General features: G+C 67.1%; 19 protein-coding genes and 2 tRNA genes. 2 read left to right on the top strand and 19 right to left on the bottom strand.

The window, feature by feature from the left end; translation table 11 throughout:
- Nucleotides 1–36 precede the first annotated feature (36 nt).
- Complete coding sequence (gene rimO / locus Q0316_RS02205; protein ID WP_298669027.1) at nt 37–1386, top strand: 30S ribosomal protein S12 methylthiotransferase RimO; 1350 nt, start codon at nt 37–39, stop codon at nt 1384–1386.
- 53 nt (nt 1387–1439) lie between these two features.
- Nucleotides 1440–1516: transfer RNA gene (locus Q0316_RS02200), tRNA-Met, on the top strand.
- A 4-nt stretch (nt 1517–1520) separates the two neighbouring features.
- Here the strand turns inward: Q0316_RS02200 and Q0316_RS02195 are convergent.
- The 19 genes from Q0316_RS02195 to Q0316_RS02105 all read right to left on the bottom strand — a co-directional run bounded on the left by Q0316_RS02195 (nt 1521) and on the right by Q0316_RS02105 (nt 18455).
- Nucleotides 1521–2006, bottom strand: coding sequence for a 2'-5' RNA ligase family protein (locus Q0316_RS02195; RefSeq protein WP_298669024.1), 486 nt, complete (start codon nt 2004–2006; stop codon nt 1521–1523).
- Between the two features lie 14 nt (nt 2007–2020).
- Nucleotides 2021–3925: a potassium transporter Kup gene (locus tag Q0316_RS02190; RefSeq protein ID WP_298669021.1), complete on the bottom strand. Its 1905-nt coding sequence runs from the start codon at nt 3923–3925 to the stop codon at nt 2021–2023.
- A 130-nt stretch (nt 3926–4055) separates the two neighbouring features.
- Complete coding sequence (locus Q0316_RS02185; RefSeq protein ID WP_298669018.1) at nt 4056–4700, bottom strand: hypothetical protein; 645 nt, start codon at nt 4698–4700, stop codon at nt 4056–4058.
- Nucleotides 4697–5131, bottom strand: a complete 435-nt coding sequence (gene ccmE, locus Q0316_RS02180; protein WP_298669015.1) for a cytochrome c maturation protein CcmE — start codon at nt 5129–5131, stop codon at nt 4697–4699. The genes Q0316_RS02185 and ccmE overlap by 4 nt, the downstream gene beginning before the upstream one ends.
- Before the next feature lie 97 nt (nt 5132–5228).
- Complete coding sequence (ccmC, locus tag Q0316_RS02175; protein ID WP_298669011.1) at nt 5229–5954, bottom strand: heme ABC transporter permease CcmC; 726 nt, start codon at nt 5952–5954, stop codon at nt 5229–5231.
- 123 nt (nt 5955–6077) lie between these two features.
- Nucleotides 6078–7130: a Glu/Leu/Phe/Val dehydrogenase dimerization domain-containing protein gene (locus Q0316_RS02170; protein ID WP_298669008.1), complete on the bottom strand. Its 1053-nt coding sequence runs from the start codon at nt 7128–7130 to the stop codon at nt 6078–6080.
- Nucleotides 7131–7222: 92 nt separating this feature from the next.
- Nucleotides 7223–7299, bottom strand: a tRNA-His gene (locus Q0316_RS02165).
- Between the two features lie 49 nt (nt 7300–7348).
- Nucleotides 7349–8068 (bottom strand): type II secretion system protein N, encoded by a 720-nt coding sequence (gspN, locus tag Q0316_RS02160; protein WP_298669005.1) that lies wholly within the window; start codon nt 8066–8068, stop codon nt 7349–7351.
- Nucleotides 8068–8541 carry a type II secretion system protein GspM gene (gspM, locus tag Q0316_RS02155; protein ID WP_298669002.1) on the bottom strand — a complete coding sequence of 158 codons (474 nt, stop codon included), beginning with the start codon at nt 8539–8541 and terminating at the stop codon, nt 8068–8070. Before gspM ends, gspN begins: the two co-directional genes overlap by 1 nt.
- Complete coding sequence (gene gspL / locus Q0316_RS02150; protein WP_298668999.1) at nt 8538–9626, bottom strand: type II secretion system protein GspL; 1089 nt, start codon at nt 9624–9626, stop codon at nt 8538–8540. Before gspL ends, gspM begins: the two co-directional genes overlap by 4 nt.
- Nucleotides 9623–10621, bottom strand: coding sequence for a type II secretion system minor pseudopilin GspK (gene gspK / locus Q0316_RS02145; protein WP_298668996.1), 999 nt, complete (start codon nt 10619–10621; stop codon nt 9623–9625). Before gspK ends, gspL begins: the two co-directional genes overlap by 4 nt.
- Nucleotides 10584–11204 carry a type II secretion system minor pseudopilin GspJ gene (gene gspJ, locus Q0316_RS02140; protein WP_298668993.1) on the bottom strand — a complete coding sequence of 207 codons (621 nt, stop codon included), beginning with the start codon at nt 11202–11204 and terminating at the stop codon, nt 10584–10586. Before gspJ ends, gspK begins: the two co-directional genes overlap by 38 nt.
- The gene (gene gspI, locus Q0316_RS02135; RefSeq protein WP_367179608.1) at nt 11201–11680 is read right to left on the bottom strand and encodes a type II secretion system minor pseudopilin GspI; all 480 of its coding nucleotides are present in this window, start codon (nt 11678–11680) and stop codon (nt 11201–11203) included. Before gspI ends, gspJ begins: the two co-directional genes overlap by 4 nt.
- Entirely contained in the window at nt 11673–12221 is a 549-nt protein-coding gene (locus Q0316_RS02130) for a GspH/FimT family pseudopilin (protein ID WP_298668990.1), read from the bottom strand. The genes gspI and Q0316_RS02130 overlap by 8 nt, the downstream gene beginning before the upstream one ends.
- On the bottom strand, nt 12196–12663 hold the full coding sequence (gene gspG / locus Q0316_RS02125; protein ID WP_298668987.1) for a type II secretion system major pseudopilin GspG: 468 nt from the start codon (nt 12661–12663) through the stop codon (nt 12196–12198). The genes Q0316_RS02130 and gspG overlap by 26 nt, the downstream gene beginning before the upstream one ends.
- An 8-nt stretch (nt 12664–12671) precedes the next feature.
- Nucleotides 12672–13895, bottom strand: coding sequence for a type II secretion system inner membrane protein GspF (gspF, locus tag Q0316_RS02120; RefSeq protein WP_298668984.1), 1224 nt, complete (start codon nt 13893–13895; stop codon nt 12672–12674).
- A 17-nt stretch (nt 13896–13912) separates the two neighbouring features.
- Nucleotides 13913–15403: an ATPase, T2SS/T4P/T4SS family gene (locus Q0316_RS02115; protein ID WP_298669080.1), complete on the bottom strand. Its 1491-nt coding sequence runs from the start codon at nt 15401–15403 to the stop codon at nt 13913–13915.
- 53 nt (nt 15404–15456) lie between these two features.
- Nucleotides 15457–17649: a type II secretion system secretin GspD gene (gene gspD / locus Q0316_RS02110; protein ID WP_298668981.1), complete on the bottom strand. Its 2193-nt coding sequence runs from the start codon at nt 17647–17649 to the stop codon at nt 15457–15459.
- Nucleotides 17646–18455, bottom strand: coding sequence for a type II secretion system protein N (locus Q0316_RS02105; RefSeq protein ID WP_298668978.1), 810 nt, complete (start codon nt 18453–18455; stop codon nt 17646–17648). The genes gspD and Q0316_RS02105 overlap by 4 nt, the downstream gene beginning before the upstream one ends.
- Nucleotides 18456–18852 lie beyond the last annotated feature (397 nt).

The raw sequence follows: 18852 nt of genomic DNA, 5'->3' as shown, positions 1-18852 counted from the left end.
AAAGCCCGCGCGAATCGCTATGTGGCGCGTTCCCCTATGGCTACCAAACTCCCCTCCCCGCCCCGCGTGGGCATGGTCTCACTCGGCTGTCCCAAGAACCTGGTCGATAGCGAGCGGATTCTCACCCAGCTTCGCGCCGATGGCTATCAGATGTCGCCCGATTATGCCGGGGCGGATGTCGTGCTGGTCAACACCTGCGGCTTTCTCGATTCGGCGAAGGAGGAAAGCCTTGAGGCGATCGGCGAGGCGATCGCTGAAAACGGCCGTGTCATCGTCACCGGCTGTATGGGCAAGGAAGCGGAACTGATCCGCACGCGTTTCCCCAACGTGCTCGCGATCACCGGCGCGCATGAATATGAGCAGGTGGTGGAGGCGGTGCATGAAGCGGCGCCGGCCAGCATCTCGCCCTATGTCGATCTGATCCCCGACGCGGGGCTGAAGCTCACCCCGCGCCATTACAGCTATCTGAAGATTTCGGAGGGCTGCAACCATCGCTGCGCCTTCTGCATCATCCCTTCGCTGCGCGGCGATCTGGTCAGCCGCCGGCCCGATGCGATCCTGCGCGAGGCCGAGAAACTGGTTGCAGCGGGCACGAAGGAGTTGCTCGTCATCAGCCAGGACACCTCGGCTTACGGGGTGGATCTGCGGCACAAATCATGGCCGTGGAAGGGCGATGAGGTCCGCTCGCACATGACCGATCTGGCGCGCGAGCTGGGCCGGATCGCGCCATGGGTGCGGCTGCACTATGTCTATCCCTATCCGCACGTCGATCAGGTGATCCCGCTGATGGCGGAAGGGCTGGTGCTCCCGTATCTGGATATTCCATTCCAGCACGCCAGCCGCGCGGTGCTCAAGGCGATGAAGCGCCCGGCCAACGAAGCGAAGGTGCTGGAGCGCATCCGCTCGTGGCGGGAAATCTGCCCGGATATCGCGATCCGCTCGACCTTCGTTGTCGGCTTCCCCGGCGAAACCGAAGACGATTTCCAGTATCTGCTCGACTGGCTGGATGAAGCTCAGCTCGATCGCGTCGGCGCCTTCCGCTTCGAGCCGGTCGAAGGGGCGGCGGCTAATGCGCTTCCCGATCACGTGCCCGATGAGGTGAAGGAAGAACGCTACGCCCGCGTGATGGAGAAAACCGCCGCGATCTCCGCCGCCAAGCTGCAGGCGAAGATAGGGCGCACGCTGGAGGTAATCATCGACGCGGTCGGCGAGGATGGCGCGACTGGCCGCTCCTATGCCGACGCGCCGGATATCGACGGCGAGGTGCATTTGCGCGACGCGGGGCACCTTTCTGTCGGAGACATCGTGCCGGCAACGATCGAGGATGCCGATGAACACGATCTGTTCGGCGCCCCCATCGACGCCCGGAACGAACTGCGCGCTTGACCGCTCCGGCGGCACTGCTAATAGGCCCCCTCGCTTCGGCGAAAACGCCTTGGGGCGGAGTAGCTCAGCTGGTTAGAGCAGCGGAATCATAATCCGCGTGTCGGGGGTTCAAGTCCCTCCTCCGCTACCATTCGTTATCCGAACATATGCCGTGACAACGGCTCCCATCGCCCATCGCGATACCACCAGGCGGCCAGGCCGGTGATCGTGACAGGCCGCGCGCGAAAGCCGGCGCGCATCGCCGCCAGCAGCGCCCGCGCAGTATCGGGCGCGACCTTGTTCTGGATCGTGACATGCGGGCGCCACCCCGCCATGTCCTGCGGAACCAGCAGCCCGGCAAACGCCTCGCCAAGCCGCGCGCGGATATCCGCAAGCGCCGCGCTTTCGATTCGCCACGCCACGCCGCTGCCCAGCGAATAAGGTTCACGCAATGTAGCGGGCGGGCGCGCCACGCCGTGCGTTTCCAGCGAAAGTCGGTGCTTCACCTCCGCCGCCTGCGATGGCGGGAGATGATGAAACAGCGTGAGATGCGCGGGGAGCCGATTGCGCTCCGCCGGATAATGCGCGCGGCGCAGCGAATCGAACCACGCCTGATCCGCCGCCGCGAACAGCGCGGTCACGACGATCGGGGCGTTCAAATCTCGATCTGCGTGCCGAGTTCCACCACCCGGTTGGTCGGCAGATGGAAGAATTCCATCGCGCTTTCCGCGTTGCGCAGCATCCAGGCGAACAGCTTCTCGCGCCAGATCATCATTCCCGGTCGCTCGGACGGCAGCAGCGTCTGGCGCGAGAGAAAGAAGCTGGTGTCGATCATGCGGATGTCCGCGCCGCAGCCGTGGAACTTCTTCAGCGCCGCGGGCACGTCCGGCGCCTCCATGAAGCCGTAGCGCAGGATCACGCGGTGGAAACCCTGCCCCAGATCATCGTGCAGGAAGCGATCATCTTCAGGGAAATAGGGCATGTCGGTGACCTTCACGGTCAACAGGATCACCCGTTCGTGCAGCACGCGATTGTGCTTCAGATTATGGAGCAGCGCGTGCGGCACGCCCTCCGGCGTCGAGGTCATGAACACCGCGGTGCCCGGCACGCGCGTCGCCGAATTGGCCGCCGAGCCGATGAATATCTTGATCGGCATCGCGCCTTCGCGCATCCGCTGGATCATCAGCTTGCGCCCGGTCGCCCAGGTGGTGAGCAGGACGAAGCAGACCATCGCGACGAGCAGCGGGAACCACCCACCATCGAGGATTTTGGTCAGGTTTGACGAGAAGTACAGGCCGTCGATGAACACGAACACGCCGACGAACGGCGCGACCACCCACCACGGCCAGCGCCACACGCGATAGATCAGCACCCCGACCAGACAGGTGGAGATGAACATCGTGCCCGTCACCGCGATTCCATAAGCCGCAGCGAGGTTGGACGACGCGCGGAAGCCGAAGATCAGCAACAGCACCATCACCATCAGCGTCCAGTTGACCGACGCGATATAGATCTGCCCCGCTTCGGACGCGCTGGTGTGGCTGATGCGCAGGCGCGGCATCAGGCCGAGCTGGATCGCCTGCTGCACCACCGAATAGCAGCCGGTGATTACCGCCTGGCTGGCGATCACCGTCGCCACCGTCGCCAGGATCACGAGCGGTAGGCGCCATTCCTCGCTTGCCATCAGGAAGAACGGATTTTCCGCCGCAGCCGGCTGGCCGAGCAGCAGCGCGCCCTGCCCGAGATAATTGAGCATCAGCGCCGGAAAGATGAACCACAGCCAAGCATAAGCGATCGGCTTGCGCCCGAAATGCCCCATATCGGCATAGAGCGCCTCCGCCCCGGTCAGCGCCAGCACCACCGAGCCGAGCGCGAGGAAGGCCAGCTTCCCGTCGGTGGTGGCGAATCGAACGGCCCAGCGCGGATCGAGCGCCTGCAGGATATGCGGCTGCTGGATGATGTGGATCAGCCCGAGCACCGCGAGCGTGATGAAATAGACCGACATGATCGGGCCGAAAAACTTGCCCACCCGCGCGGTGCCGATCGACTGGATGTAGAACAACCCGACGAGGATCGCGACCGCGATCGGAATGACGAAACTGTCGAACCCCTGCTCCACCGTCGCCAGCCCCTCCACCGCGGAAAGGACGGAGACGGCGGGGGTAATCATGCAATCCCCGAAGAACAGCGCGGACGCGAGCACGCCGAGGATGACGAGGCTCGGCCCCCATCTTTTGCCCGCCCCGCTGCGTCGCTGGATCAGCGCGAGCAACGCGAGGCTACCGCCTTCGCCCTCGTTATCGGCGCGCAGGATCACCATCACATATTTGAAGGTGACGATCAGCACGAGCGACCAGAAGATCAGGCTGACGACGCCGAAGATATGAAGCTGGTCGACCGTCAGCGGATGATGGCCGACGAACACCTCCTTCATCGCGTACAGCGGGCTGGTGCCGATATCGCCATAGACGACGCCGATCGCGCCCACCGCCAGCTTGGCAAGGCTGTCGCGGCGCAGGTCGTGGCCTGGCGCCACACCCAAGGTTTGGGAAGTGCTCACTAAATGTTCGCAGACACCGAAATCACGGCAGAAAACCTGCAATCACCCTGTTGGAGCGGGGCGCCTAGCACGGCCCCAATCGCCCCGCAACAAGAGCCACGGGGGCCGCTGTCCCGAAAAATCAGGGCGGTTAGCGCGCGCTGACACCGCGCGGCGGCATCCGCAGCACGCGTTCGAGCAGCGCCAGTTGGCGCGCGATATCCTGCCCGTAATCCGATCCCGGCGCGGAAAGCGCCGCCGCGCGCTTCCACAGCGGCAGCGCCGCCGGGAGGTTTCCGGCGCGAACATAGGCCAGCCCCATGTAATAAACCGGCGCGGGATGCCTGGGCGCCAGCCGTATCGCCTGCCGGAACGCGGCAACCGCCGGCGGAGACATCTGATCGCCATCATGCAACGCCAGATTCGTCCCCAACTGGGTCCAGAGAACGAAGCTGCTCGGGAATGCGCGAAGGCCGCCCAGCACCACCTGGGTCGCCGCGGCGGTGTCTCCGGTGCGCAGCATCGCATCGGATGCGATGAGATAGGCACCATCGGCGGTATAGCGCCCCATCAGCCGGTCGCGCAGCGCGATCACCGCCGGCTCCACCGCGATCGGCTGAGTCGCGGCAACCGCGTCATATGCCGGCACGCCCGGTCGCCCTTGCCAGGCATAACCGGCGGCACCGAGGAACAGCGCCGCCCCCGCAAAGGTCCACAGCATCCTGGGCAGCCGCAACACGACGAGCGCCGCAAAAGCCAGCAACCCAAGCAACGCGAGCGCGATATAGCCGCTCATTGTTCGAGCGACTTCGTTTCGTGCATCTTTCCGGCCATTTCCGGTGGCATATATTTCTCGTCATGCTTGGCGAGAAGGTTGGTCGCGACGAAGGAGCCGTCGGGATGGAACTCACCCTCCGCCACCACGCCAGAATTTTCCTTGAACAGATCAGGCGCGATCCCGGTGAAGCTGACGGGGGTGGTGGCGCGGCCATCGGTGACGCGGAAATGGATCGTCACCCCATCGCCCGCGCGCCTGATCGACCCCTTTTCGACCATTCCGCCCAGCCGCACGGCGCGGCCCAGCGGCAGCGTTTGCGGCGTGACATCCGATGGCGCGTAGAAGAACGCCGCCTGATCCTTGAGCGCGGAAAGCGCGAGCAGCGCCGCGCCGACGATCGCCGCGACAGCAAGCAACGCGAGCGTCAGGCGTTGATGCTTCGCCTTCACTTCTCCGCCTTTCGCATCACATGCCAGCTCCACAGCGCGACGAGCGCCGCGCCGGCCAGCGTGACCACATAGGCCGCCGTCACGAAAGGCCAGGGGTTCACGCCGCCGCCTTCCGGCGCATCCGCGCTTCCGCCTTGGCCGCGCCAAGGATCGCGCGCATCCGCATCAGCACGATGCCGACGAACAGCAGCGAGAAGCCGGCGAGCATGATCGGGAGCGGCCACAGCAACGAACGATCAATCGAGGAACTGGTCAGCCCGATGCTCGGCCCCTGATGCAGCGTGTTCCACCATACCACCGAATAACGGATGATCGGCAGCAGGATCGTGCCGGCGATGCCGAACAGTGCGGGGATGCGCCCGTCCCCGCCGCGTTCCCGATCGGCGCGGGCCAGCGCGATATAGCCGAGATAGACGAAAAACAGCAGCAGCATCGAGGTAAGCCGCCCGTCCCATTGCCAGTAAGTGCCCCAGGTGGGCCGCCCCCAGATCGCGCCGGTGACAAGGCAGATCAGCGCGAACGCCGCCCCCGGCACCGACACCGCGCGCGCCGCGACATCGGCGAGCGGATGCCGCCAGACGAGAAAGGCGATGCTCGACAGCGCGATCCCGCTCCATCCGCCCATGCCCAGCCACGCGGCGGGCACATGGATGTAGAGAATGCGCACCGTTTCCCCCTGAAGGTAATCCGGCGGCGTCTGGGTAAGCCCCGCCCAGCAGCCGAGCGCGATCAGCGCGATGCCCAGCCAGGTGGCGGCCGGGGTCAACGGGCGCGCCAGCTTCAGGAAGCGGGCGGGATTGGCAAGGGCATGAAGCGCGGGCACGGTGCTCGGCCAATATGGCAAGAACGCGCGTGCGTCACCCCACTTCCCGCACCACCGGAACGAGATGCGCCTGCGCGCGCCCTGCCCTTCCCCGCCCCGGTTTTCACCGAAGGCAACGATGGCTCAGCCGCGCCCGATCAGCCGCTGCGCGATGCGATCGGCCACGTCCGAGGCTGGATCGCCGCTCGCCGCGCTTTCATCCCACACCTGATTGAGCCGATCCGGAATACGGTCGATCCGCGCCCGCACTTCCGCTTCATCGCCGTGGCCGAGATATTCGAGGCCGACGTTGATGATGCCGCCCGCGTTGATGACATAATCGGGCGCGTAGAGAATCCCGCGTTCGTGAACGCGGCGGCCATCCTCGCTCGTCGCGAGTTGATTGTTCGCGGCGCCCGCGACCACCTTCGCCTTCATCGCCGCGATCGAGGCTTCATGCAGAACGGCGCCCAGCGCATTGGGGCTGACGATATCGACATCCAGCGCGAGGATCTCATCGGTGCGCACCACGTTCGCGCCGAGTTCCGCCGCCAGCGCCTCCGCGCGCTTCTGATCCATATCGGCGAGCGTCAGTATCGCGCCATCCGCGGCGAGCAGGCGAGCAACGCCGCCACCGACCGCGCCGACGCCCTGAACAGCGATTCGCACGCCCTTCACGTCGCCCGCGCCCAACCCGCGCTTCGCCGCCGCCTTGACGCCGAGATATACGCCCATCGCGGTGAACGGGCTGGGATCGCCGCCAGCCGCGCCGCTTTCGACCGGCAGGCCCGAAACGTAGCGCGTTTCGCCCGCGATCACCTTCATCCGCGCCACCGACATGCCGACATCCTCGGCTGTCACGTAACGCCCGCCGAGCGATTCGACCGCGCGACCGAATGCCTTCAACTGCGCCTCGCTGATCGTGGCGCCCGGCGCGGGCGCCAGCACGACGCCCTTGCCACCGCCGAGCGCGAGATCGGCCATCGCATTCTTGTAGCTCATCCCGCGCGACAGGCGCAGCGCATCAGTGATCGCGCCGCTCGCGCTCGCATAATGCCAGAATCGTACGCCGCCGGCGGCGGGGCCGAGCGCGGTGGAGTGAATCGCGACGGCGGCATGGAGGCCCGATGCGGGATCGGTGAACAGGTGGACGCCTTCATGCGCGTCGAAATCGGCAAAGCCCCAGTCCGTCATCATCGCAACCTCATCTCGTGCGCAAGAAAGATACTTGAGCACGCAATAAAGTTATAGCCAGCCGATTGCCAGCCAATTTCAGAAGTGGTGGGAAATGGGGCGATCGACGGGACTTGAACCCGCGACCCTCGGTACCACAAACCGATGCTCTAACCAACTGAGCTACGATCGCCATATGGGATGCGCGCCCCTAGCGGGGGTGTGGGCATCTGGTCAAGCTATCAGAACCGTCCTTCGATCGCCAATTGCCAACCTTGTTGCGTCTGGACGAAGCCGGATGCCTGCAAACGCGCCGCCTGCGCGGGATCGGCGGGCGCCAGCGTGAGGTCCGCGTGATAGCGCCCGTCGGGCCAGATGCGGATCGTCGAGCCCTCGCCCGCCGGGCTGGTCAGCGGCAGGAGCAGCGCGCCGGCATCGCACCGCGGCGTGCCGCTCATCGAAGTGGGGATCACCTGCCCCGCGACATCACCCGTCAGAACCGCGCGCACGCGCCCCGCCGCGCGATCGCAATTTTCGGCTTTGAAACTAACACTTACGTTATCCAGCTCCAGCATCGTCACCGGCACTGGCGCGAAGGCGTTGCCGACGGGCAGGCTCGCGGTAACATCGCTCAGCCCGACGCTATGCCGCGTCACGTCGACGGCGCCGGTAAGGCGCGGCCCCGTCGCGCCATCGGGGGCTGCAAGCGCGATCCGCGCCCGACCGAGCAGCAATTGCAGCGGCGAGACGCGCGCCGAAAGATCGCCCATCGCGATATCGCCGAATCGCGAATCGGTCAACGCGCCGGACCAGATCGTGCCGCTCACGTCGCACGCGGTCATCCCCGCCTCGGCGACACCGAACCACCCGAGCGCCAGTCGCATCGGCAGAAAGACGATCAGCGCCACGATCAGCACCGCGACGAACAATATGCCGCGCCCGGAGGCGAAGCGATGCCGCATCACGGGCGCCGCGCCTTCAGCGTGAGTTGCGCGGCCACGGTGCCATCGCCATTGGCGGTGATCGTTCCGGCGTCGACCAGCACGCCATCGGCTTCAAGCCCGGCCACCCAGCCGAGCAACGGCGCTGCCTTCGCGCTCGAAATCACGATCCGCACATTCTCGCCATCGGGATCGAGGCTGGCGAGCGTGAACCCCGCGGCATCCGCGCGCTCCCGCACCGCATCCGGCAACGGCGCGCCCAATGGCTGCGGATGGCCGCGCTGGATCGCGTGGATCGCGCCGGCCATCGCCTGCGTCTCGCTCAGCCGGCGTACCGCTTCATCATAATGCGCCCGCGTGGAAACAAGCCCCTCGCGAACCGGGCGGATCACGCCGGCCCACACGATCGTCACCGCGAACAGCGCGAGCATGAGCAGGATCAGCCTGCGTTCGCGCGGCGAGCGGGCGGCATACCATGTCCGCAAGGCGCTCATCGCGAACTCACCGTCAATTCGCCCTTCAACTGGCCGCCGGTCGATTCGAACGGCCCCGCGCTGACCGTGAAATTGGCGGCACGCAGCCGCGCCTGAAGCGCATTGGCCTGCGCATCCCCTTCCACCATCACGGTAACGCGCAAATCGCCGTTAGGCTGGAAATCGAGCGCGGTCGCCTCGCTGCCCGGCGTCGCGCGGATCGCGGCGAGCATGGCGGCGAGCGTCCGCGTGAAGCCCTGCCCCGGCCCGCGCAGCCGCGAGAGGCGCTCCACCAGCAAGCGATTCGTGCCCCCGGTTTCCGCCGCGCCGCGCGGTAGCGCCTGACGGGCGATCTCATCGGCCTGCGCCTCCAGCCGATCCGCCGCGAGCGAGTAACGCGTGATCCTGACGAGATCCATCGCCAGCATCGCCAGCAAGATCAGGCCGGCCAGCACCGCGATTCGGCGCACCAACGGCCAATCTATCTCACGGCGGCGGCGGCGCGCGAAGGCGCCTTGTCGCAGGTTGAGTGCGGGCGCGCCAGCGGCCTGCACCAGCGCGCGTTCCAGCGTTTCGCGATCCAGCGTCTCTATCGTGCCGCCGCCGGTAATCAATTCGGTCAGCCCGGCCTCGTCGGCGAAGCCACTCGCCTGCCCGCGCACCACCGCCTGCCCGCCCAGATCGGCGCGAACGAACCCCTCGGCAGCGGGCGGGAGCAGCAGCGGCGCCGGAACCAGCACGGCGGGATCAATGCCGATCGCGCGCAACGCATCGAGCCACTCGCGCATCCGATCGACCGCGACGACGCCGATCGCGCGATCCGCATCGTCGAGGTTACCGACCGCGACGTGAAGCTGCTCCTGTGGCGAGGCGCTCGCTTCGCCCGCAACGATTCGCGCCGCCGCCATTGCCTGCGCGCTCGAACGATCGGGCAGCGCCGCCCAGTGCAGCGTCACCGCATCGGCAGGCGCGACCGCGACGATCGGCGCGCCATCCGCTTCCGGCACGCCTTCGCCGCGCGCGGTGATCGCATCGCCCGCGATCCGCAGCCAGCGCCACGGTTCCCCGATGCGGGGCGGCAGGAAAAGCAGGGTTGCGGTCGTCACGGCTCTCCCCATTGCCGCGATACGAGCCGCGCGGGAAGTGCGGTCGCGTCGATCAGCCCCCGTTCCTGCAACGAAACGCCCGCCAGCGCCACATCCACCCGCAGCGCGAACCAGCGCGATGTCACATCCACCTGATCCATCGCGAGTGGATCGGGGCTGATCCCGGCCTGCCCCGGCGCGCGCCAGATCGCATCGCGATTCGCATAACCGCCCGCTGGCCGACGCGCCAGAATCGCGCGCGCACCGGCGACACCCATCGCGTCGGACAGCAGCATGGCGAGCAGCGGCGCCTGTTCCGGGCCGAGCGTGTTGACGTTGATGACCGATCGTTCGGCGCGCGGCAGCGTGCAAATCCATGGCTTGAGCGCGGCATAAGCCTCAGGCGTCACCCCGGCGACCGCGCGCAATTCGCTCGGGTCCGCCATCAGCGTGCCGGCGGTGCGATAAGCGGGCTGGCTCGCGAGATAGGTCACGTCCTCCGCGCCGCCGGGCAATGGCGTGTCATCGCTGTCGATCCAGTCCGCGGCGGCGGCGGCGATGCTGTTTCCGTTGGGCGCGCCGATCAGCCGCATCAGCCGCGCGAACTGCTCGATCGCCGGCGTATAAGCGACATAGCGCCCATCCCCTTCGCGCTTGACCAGGCTGTTGAGATTGAAGCAATTTCCGCCGTCCGTCACCCGCGCCACCGCCGTTCCCTCCGGCACCGGCAGGGCGAAGGGCCGCCCGCTCCAGCCGCCAGCCAGCGTCACGCGGGTCGCATCCTGCCTAAGCAGCGCGGTGACGCGGGTTGTCGCCAGCGTCTCCACCGCCTGCGCATAGGCCCGCGCCTGATCGAGCGCGATCGTGTTCCCGCCAAGCCGGGTGGCGATGCGCAATTTCTCCAGCCCGGTCGCCGCCATCACCGCGATCACCGCGACGAGCAGCAGGACGGTGAGCAGCGCGGCGCCGCGTTCGCGCTCAGGGCGCATGATTGCCGCCAGGTGGCGCGACAGCATAGCCGGTGCCGGTCAGGAACATCTGCCGCAGTACGATCCCATCACGCCGCGTTATCGCCAGTTCCACCGCTTGCGGCAGCGGCGCGCCCTGCGTCCCGTCCCAGCGATCGCTCCACGCGCCATGGAAGCGATAGCGCAGCGCGATCGCCTGCACCTTGCCCAGCATCGCGCCCGGCGGAAAAGCCTCCGCGCCATCGAGCATCGGATAGCCGATGCGCTCGATCGTATCCCCGTCCAGCCGATATTCCACCTTTTGCAAGGACGCCCGCGCGCCCGCGTCGATATTGCTCCACCCGCCGCGCACGAGCTTCAGCGAGGTGGCATCGCCAACGAACGCGGGAACGAGCGTGCCGCGTTCGTCGCGGGTCGGCCGATCGACCGCCTGCGCCAGATCCGCGCCGAGGATCGAGGAAAGCCGCTCGACCGCGCCGAGATCGTCAAGCCGATCCCCCACCGCCGATTGCGCGCGGATACTGAACGACAGCATCGCCACGCCGGCAGCCGCGATCATGCCGAAAATCAGCAGCGCGATCATCACCTCGACCAGCGTGAATCCCGCATCGGCGGCGCGGCGCATGTTCATCGCGCCACATCGGCGGGCGGGCGCACCATCGTCAGCCTGGCGATCTGCCGGCCATCGCGCCCCGCGACCGACACATCCACGCGCAGCACCTGACCGTCGCCGATCGCGCTGACCTGGCGCACCCAATGCCAGTCCGCGCCGCCGTTACGCTCGCTCCCTTCAGCCTTCCCGGCGGGCGGCGGGGCGGCATCGGTCACCGCCGCGATCGCGATGTTGCGGGCGACCGTCTGCGCGAGCAACGTCGCATCCAGCGTGCCGGTAGATCGTATCGTCGCGCCCTCCAGCCGGATCAGCGCCAGCGCGGCGAGGCTGAACACCACCAGCGCGACCATGATCTCGATCAACGTGAAGCCGTGTTCGGCGGAACGTCGCGGAAACACGAAGCCGTGTTCGGCGGAACGTCGTGGAACGCCGCAGCCGTGTTCGGCGGAGCGTGCCGCGGCCCCGGCATCGCCGTGCGCGCATCGCTCAGCCACCGACGCGCACCGCGCCGGTGGGATCAATCGTCACGGTCGCCCGCGCGCGCTCGCGCAGCAGCGGGATCGTTGCCGGGCGATCGGCCATGCCCGTGGTGTCGAAGGTCACGCGCATCCGGTCCGGGATCGTCGCGCTGGTGCCACGCGCCCATTGCGCCACCTTCAGCGGCTTTTCATCCATCGCCACCCACCGGCCACCATCCCAGCGATCGAAGCCATAGCCCTGCGGCGTCACCCATACGCTCGTCGGGCGCGCGTTGACGATCGCGCCGTCGCGCGCCGCGCGCACCCTGACGGCGAAGCGCGCACCCTCGTCGATCACCCGCCCGCGCGGATCAGGCATCGCCAGCACCGCCGCCGACGCCGCCAGCGCGATCACCGTGATGACGACCATCAGCTCGATCAGCGTGAAGCCGTGTTCGGCGGAACGTCGCGAAAACGTGAAGCCGTGTTCGGCGGAACGCCACGAAAACCTGAAGCCGTGTTCGGCGGAACCCGGCAACGGTCGCGTCGGGCTATTGCCAGGAGCCGATATCAGCATCGACGCCCTCGCCGCCTTCCTTGCCGTCCGCGCCCAGGCTCCACACGTCCGCGGGGGAATGTTTCCCCGGTGACGCATAGAGATACGGGCGATTCCACGGATCGTCGGGCAGTTTCTTCAGATAGCCGCCCGCCTGATAGCGCGCCACATCAACCCCCGTCGGCGCGGTGACGAGCGCGCCAAGCCCCTGAGACGTGGTGGGATAGCTGCCGATCTGAAGCTTGTAGAGTTCCAGCGCCTGCTCAATATTGGCGATATCGGCCCTGGCCTTCTGAATGCGCGCGGTGTCACCCGAGGGCAGCACGTTTATCGCGACGATCGTGGCGAGCAGGCCGATGATGACGATCACCACCATCAGTTCTACCAGCGTGAACCCATCCTCGCGGCGGCGGCGCCGGCGGCGGCTGGGCTCGAAATGGCGCTTCTGTTCGTCGGTAAACATCGGATTCCTCATTGGCCTGCAAGCGTGTTGAGCTGGAGGATCGGCAGCAGGATCGACAGCACGATCGTCGCCACCACCCCGCCCATCACGACGATGATCGCCGGTTCCAGCAGCGAAAGCGCGGTGGCGGTGAAGCGATCGAATTCACGCTCCAGATAATCGGCGGCGCGCTCCAGCATCTCGTCCAGCCGCCCAGCCGCCTCGCCCGACGCGGCAAGATAGGTAAGCAGCGGCGGGAACACCCCCGTCCGCCGCATCGCGCCGGACAGGCTGCCCCCGCCCCGGATCGAGGCGGTGATCTCATCGGAGGCAAGCCGCAGGCGGCGATTGTGGATCGTCCCCGCCGTCAGCGCCAGCCCCTCCAGCAGCGGCAGCCGGCTCGCCACCATCGTCGCCAGCGTCCGCGCCATGCGCGCGGCGTGGAGATCGCGGATCAGCCGGCCCAACAGCGGCACGCGCAGCAGCCACGTGTCGAACCTGAGCCGGATCGGCGCTTGCCGCAGCGCGAGCCACGCCAGCCCGCCAAGCGCGGCGAGGCCGAGCAGCATCGCCCACCACCAACCGACCAGCAGATGCGATATCGCGATCACGATCCGCGTGAGCAGCGGCAATTGCTGCCCCACGGTATCGAACTGCTCCACCACCTGCGGCACGACGAACGCCATCAGCGCCAGCACCACGCCCATCGCGACGATCGCGAGGATCGCGGGATAGGTGAGCGCGGTCAGTATCTTGCCGCGTATTTCCGCCTGTCGCTCGAGCAACACCGCGAGCCGATCGAGGATCGTCGGCAAGGTGCCGGAGCTTTCGCCCGCCGCCACCATCGCGCGATAGAGCGTCGGGAAGCTGCGCGGCTCGCGCGCCATCGCATCGGCCAGCCGCCGCCCCTCCACCACGCCGGCATGGACGGTGGCGACGATCGCGCGGACGCTTTCCTGCTCGGTCTGCCGCGTGATCGTGCGCAGCGATTCCTCCAGCGGAGAAACGCGATTGAGCGTGGCGAGCTGGCGGGTGAACAGGGTGAGTTGCTTCGCGGACATGCGCCCGCGCAGCAACTGCAGCCCGAACAGCGGCTTGCCGCGCGCCGGCTGCGGCGCCCCCGGCTCGATCCGCACGACATACAGCCGCCGCCGATCGAGCACCGCCCGCGCGGCCTGCGCATCGGCGGCGGCGACATGCCCGCGCGTCTCGTTCCCGCGCGTGTCGATCGCGAGATAGTCGAAATCAGCCATGCGCCGCGCGGCTTGCATCAGGCATCGGTCGCCTCCGCGACATCCATCGCGTCGTGGCGGGAAACGCGCACCGCCTCCTCCGCGGTCGTCACGCCCTGTTCGACCAGCCGACGCGCGGCATCGGCCAGCGTTTCGTTTACCGCAAAAGCATGGCGTGCGATCGCCACCTCGTCGGCGCCCTCGTTGATTAACCGGCGGATCGTATCGTCCACGCGAACCGCCTCGAACACGCCGACGCGCCCCTTATAGCCGGTGTGCGAACACTCAGCACAACCATTTGCCGCAAACACGATCGTTTCCGGCGCGATGCCGAGCAGGGTCGCCACCGTTTCGCCCGCCTTCACCGGGCGTCGGCATGACGGGCACAATCGCCGCACCAGCCGCTGCGCCACCACCGCGCGCAGAGTGGAGGCGAGCAGAAACGGCTCCACCTTCATATCGCGCATCCGCGTGATCGCGCCGATCGCATCATTGGTATGGACCGTGGAGAGCACGAGATGCCCGGTGAGCGAGGCCTGCACCGCGATCTCCGCCGTTTCGCGATCGCGGATTTCGCCGACCATCACAACGTCGGGATCCTGCCGCAGGATCGCGCGCAAACCCGCCGCGAAGGTGAGGCCAACCTTGGGATTAACCTGCGTCTGCCCCACGCCGTCAACCGCATATTCCACCGGATCTTCCACCGTCAGGATATTGCGGCTGCCGTCGTTCAACATGCGCAGCGCGGCATATAGCGTCGTCGTCTTGCCGCTGCCGGTCGGCCCGGTGACGAGCACGATGCCGTTCGGTTCGTGGATCGCATGGTCGATCAGCCCGTGCATCCGTTGGCTCATGCCGAGCGCATCGAGATCAATCCCGGCATTGTCCTTGTCGAGGATGCGCAGCACCACGCGCTCGCTCGCGCGACTCGGCAGGGTCGATACGCGCACGTCAAGCAATTTGCCGCCCAGCGTCAGCCCCATCCGGCCATCCTGCGGCACGCGCCGCTCCGCGATATCGAGCCGCGCCATCACCTTGATCCGGCTCACCACCACCGATGCGACATGCGGCGGCATCCTGAGCGTTTCGCGCAACACGCCGTCGATCCGCATACGGACGACCAGCCCGGTTTCATACGGCTCGATATGGATATCGCTGACGCCGTGCCGCGCGGCATCGGCGATCACCCCGTTGATGAGGCGGATCGCCGGCGCGTCGTCGGCGGTATCGAGCAGATCCTCGGCGGTCGGGATGCCATCCGCGAGCAGATCGAGTTCATCCCCCATGCCGACCGCCGCCAGCGCGGTCGCCTGCCCGTCCATCGCATAATGATCGCTGAGCAGCCGGTCGAACGCCGCCGGGGCCACCGTCTCCACATCGAACGGATGGCCGACGACGCGGCGCACCTCGATCAGCGCCTTGGGGTCCGCTCCCTCGCGCAACGCGACCCGCGCGCCATCGAGGATCACGCCAAAGCGCCGCGCGAAGGCATAGGGCAATTGCACCGGCGGAATGACGGACGCCGCCATTTCAGCGGCTGCCTCTGGCCGGGGCGCAGCCTCCGGTACGCCGCCGGTATCAATCATTTCGGTTTCCCGCGCTTGATCGTCACGGTCGAGTTGCGCTGGATCGGCACGTTGACGCGCGGGTCTTCGATATTGCCGGGCACCGGCGCCGGCGGGATCGGCGGCGCGGCGCCCATATAATCGCGGACCAGTTCGTCGATCGACGGCTCGCGCTTCGGATCCTGGATTCCCTGCTGGAGGCGGAGATAACCGTAGCGCTGCTCGGTCACGCGGCGATTGTCGCCCGCGTCACGCAGGATCGTCGGGCGGATGAACACCATCAGATTGGTCTTGGTCCGCGTCTTGGCCCTTGATCGGAAAAGCTGGCCTAGCCCCGGAATATCGCCAAGCAACGGCACCTTTTCGATCGTCCGCCGCTCGTTATCGTCGAGCAGGCCGCCGATGATCGCGATCTGCCCATCATCCACCGTCAGCGTCGTCTCCACCTCGCGCTTGTTGAGGATCAGGTCCGAATTGTCGCTCGAAACCGGCCCGGCGATCGAACTGACCTGCTGATGCAGGAACAATTTGATCGAGCCGGACGAATTGACCTGCGGGCGCACCTCAAGCTGGATGCCGACATTCTCGCGCTGCACCGTGCGGAAGGCGTTGTCGAAATTCTGGCTGAGCGCCTGGCCCGTGGTGATCGGGATTTCCTGCCCCACCAGGATGCGCGCCTCCTGATTGTCGAGGGTTATCAGGCTGGGCGCCTGCAACAGGTTCGACGTGGTATCGGATTTCACCGCATTGATGATCGTGCCGAAGATCGTGTCGCCGATCTGGCCGCCATAGCCGGCGAACCCTCCGCTCGCGCCGAGGATGGAGTTCACCGCCTGTTGCGCGAGCGCGTCGCTGACGGTGTTGTTGGTGGTGGTAACCGTGGTCTGGCCGTTGACCGTCGTGGTGGTCGTCGCGAGCTTCCGCGCGCCGATCGCGCCCGCGATCGTCAGCAGATTGGGCGCGGACCCGGCGAAGCTCGTCGCGCCGAACGCCCCGCCCTTCAGGCTGCCGAGCAGGAACTGGAAGCCGAGCCGGTTGGCGGTCGTATCGGAAACCTCCGCGACGATCGCCTCCACCAGCACCTGCTCGCGCCGGGTATCGAGTTGACGCACAACTTCCGAAAGCTGGCGCTGGATATCGGCGGGCGCGGCGATGACGATCGCGTTCGCGCCGACGAACCGCGTCACCACCGCCGGCGCGCGGCCACCCTGCGCGGTGATCGCCGGCTGCCCCGCAGCACCGCCGCCGGGCGCCGCCTGAGACTGCGCCTGCGAGGCCATGCTCGCGAGCGGCGCGCTGCCGCCTGAGCGCCCACCCGTGCCCGACGACGACGCACCGAAATTCGATTGCGTCAGCGTGTTCTGCGGGATTTGATCGGGGGCCTGGCCGACAAGCTGCTGCAACACCGGCAGAAGCTGCGCGGCATCGGCATGTTCGAGGAAGACGACGCGAATCTCGGTGCCGCTCTTGGCCTTCTGATCGAGATCGAGCGCCACCTGCGCGAGCCGCGCGACGGTTGAGGGATCGCCACGCAGCGCGACCGAATTGGCTCCCTCCACCGCGACCACACTGGTCTGCTGGCCGCCGCCCTGCGCCGGGGCGCCGACCAGCCCCTGAAGCGCGGTGGCGATATCGCGCGCGCCGGCGTTCTTCAGCGCGATCACGCGGGTGGATGCGTTGTCGTTGTCGATCCGCTGCAACACCTCGCGCACACGCCGGACGTTATCGGCGAAATCGGCGACGACGATCGAATTCCCGCCCCGATTGGCGGTGACAGAGCCTTGCGGGCTGACCAGCGGGCGCACCGTGTCCACCGCGCTTTGCGCGTCGATCGAGCGCAGCCGCACGATCTCGGTGACGAACTGGTTGCGCGCGGCTCCCTTCAGGCCGACCCGCCCTGGCTGGGTAGCGGCATTGTCGATCGGCTGCACGCGAAGCGCACCGTCGCTGGTCGGCACCGCGACAAGCCCGTTGGCGCGCAGCGTGGAGAGAAACACCTCGAAATATTCGGATTTGCTGAGCGGACGATCGGTCACCACCGTGACCTTGCCCTGCACCCGGCCATCAATGATGAAGACGCGCCCCGTCACCTTCGCCGCATCCGCGATAAAGGCGCGGATATCGGCATCGCGCACGTTGAGCGTCGTTTGCGCTGCCACCGGCATCGCCAGTGCAAGCGCGAGGCCCGTCGCCAGCGGCAGCACCCTCATCGCGTCGCCACCGGCACGGACAATGCCACCGTCCGGCCATTGCGCGACACCGAGAGCGAGAGCGTCCCCCCTTCGCTGAGGCCCGCGGCGACATTGTCGAAATCAGCGAGGTTGTTCACAGGTCGGCCCCCGATCGAGGTAATGATGTCGCCCTCCTTCAGCCCGGCGGCACGGAAGGCCGCGCCGGAGCCCTGCGGCCGCACGACGAGGCCGACGATCCGCCCGCCATCGACGCGCGGCACCAGCCCTACGTCAGCCTGAAATTTCTCGATAGTGATCGCCTCGCCAGTTGCCGACGGCGACGGCGCGCTGGATACGCCCGGCCCCGATGCGCCCGGCAAAGGCGCCCCGGCGCCGGCCCCGCTCGCGGATTGATCGAGAAACAGATCCTCGCGCGCGCCGCCGCGTTCGATCGTCACATGATCGAAAGCCACTTCCTTGAGCACCACGCCAGCGATGATCTCATCCCCCACGTTCACGCTTTTCTGCTCGCCGTCCGGCCCGGCGAGGATCGCCGATCCGCGCCCGGTCGCCTCGTTGATCCGCGTGCCGAACAGGGTGAGATGGAGCGAGGTGACGACTGCCGGCGCGCCATCGCCCTGCCCGCCAAGCCGATAAAAGGGATCGAAGCCGCGCAGCACGTCGGCGGGCGCTGCGGGGATCGTCGGCGCGATCGACCTCCAGTCCCCCAGCGGCGCGATCGGCGTGACCACCGCCCAGGCCAGTCGCGCGACTTCCACCGCGAGGCCGGCCACCAACGCCAGTTCCGCCAGCGAACGGGCATTCGCCGTCGGCAATCGTCTCATGATCGCTCGCGCGCGAGCGTCGAACCTCGATTTCATGTGGCGTGACCAATTCCCGCGCGGCCGGTACGGGCACGACCCTAACGACAGATCGGCGGTTTGTGTAATATTTCTCTCGCGCGTTCGCCCATCCGGCGCTTGCCGCGCACCGCCTACCGATGATGCGCCACGCGGCTGGGGCGTCGTCGCTTCGGCCGGAAGACAAGACGATACGCCGGCTCAGACCGCCTCCCCTCCAGCCGATCGATTACCTGAGTTCGATCAGGGACGCCCCCGTTTTCGCGCACCGCAATCGACCTCGGCGCGCCGCGATCTCACCCTCAAGGGTCGAACAACACCGCGCGCCACCGCTTGCGAATCACCACGAACCGAGCACAGCTCGCACACTACTCACCGCACG

The organism is uncultured Sphingomonas sp., assembly GCF_937871615.1.
Lineage (GTDB): Bacteria > Pseudomonadota > Alphaproteobacteria > Sphingomonadales > Sphingomonadaceae > Sphingomonas.
The sequence above is the reverse complement of the archived record's forward strand: the minus strand, read 5'-3'. Positions and strand labels throughout refer to the sequence as shown.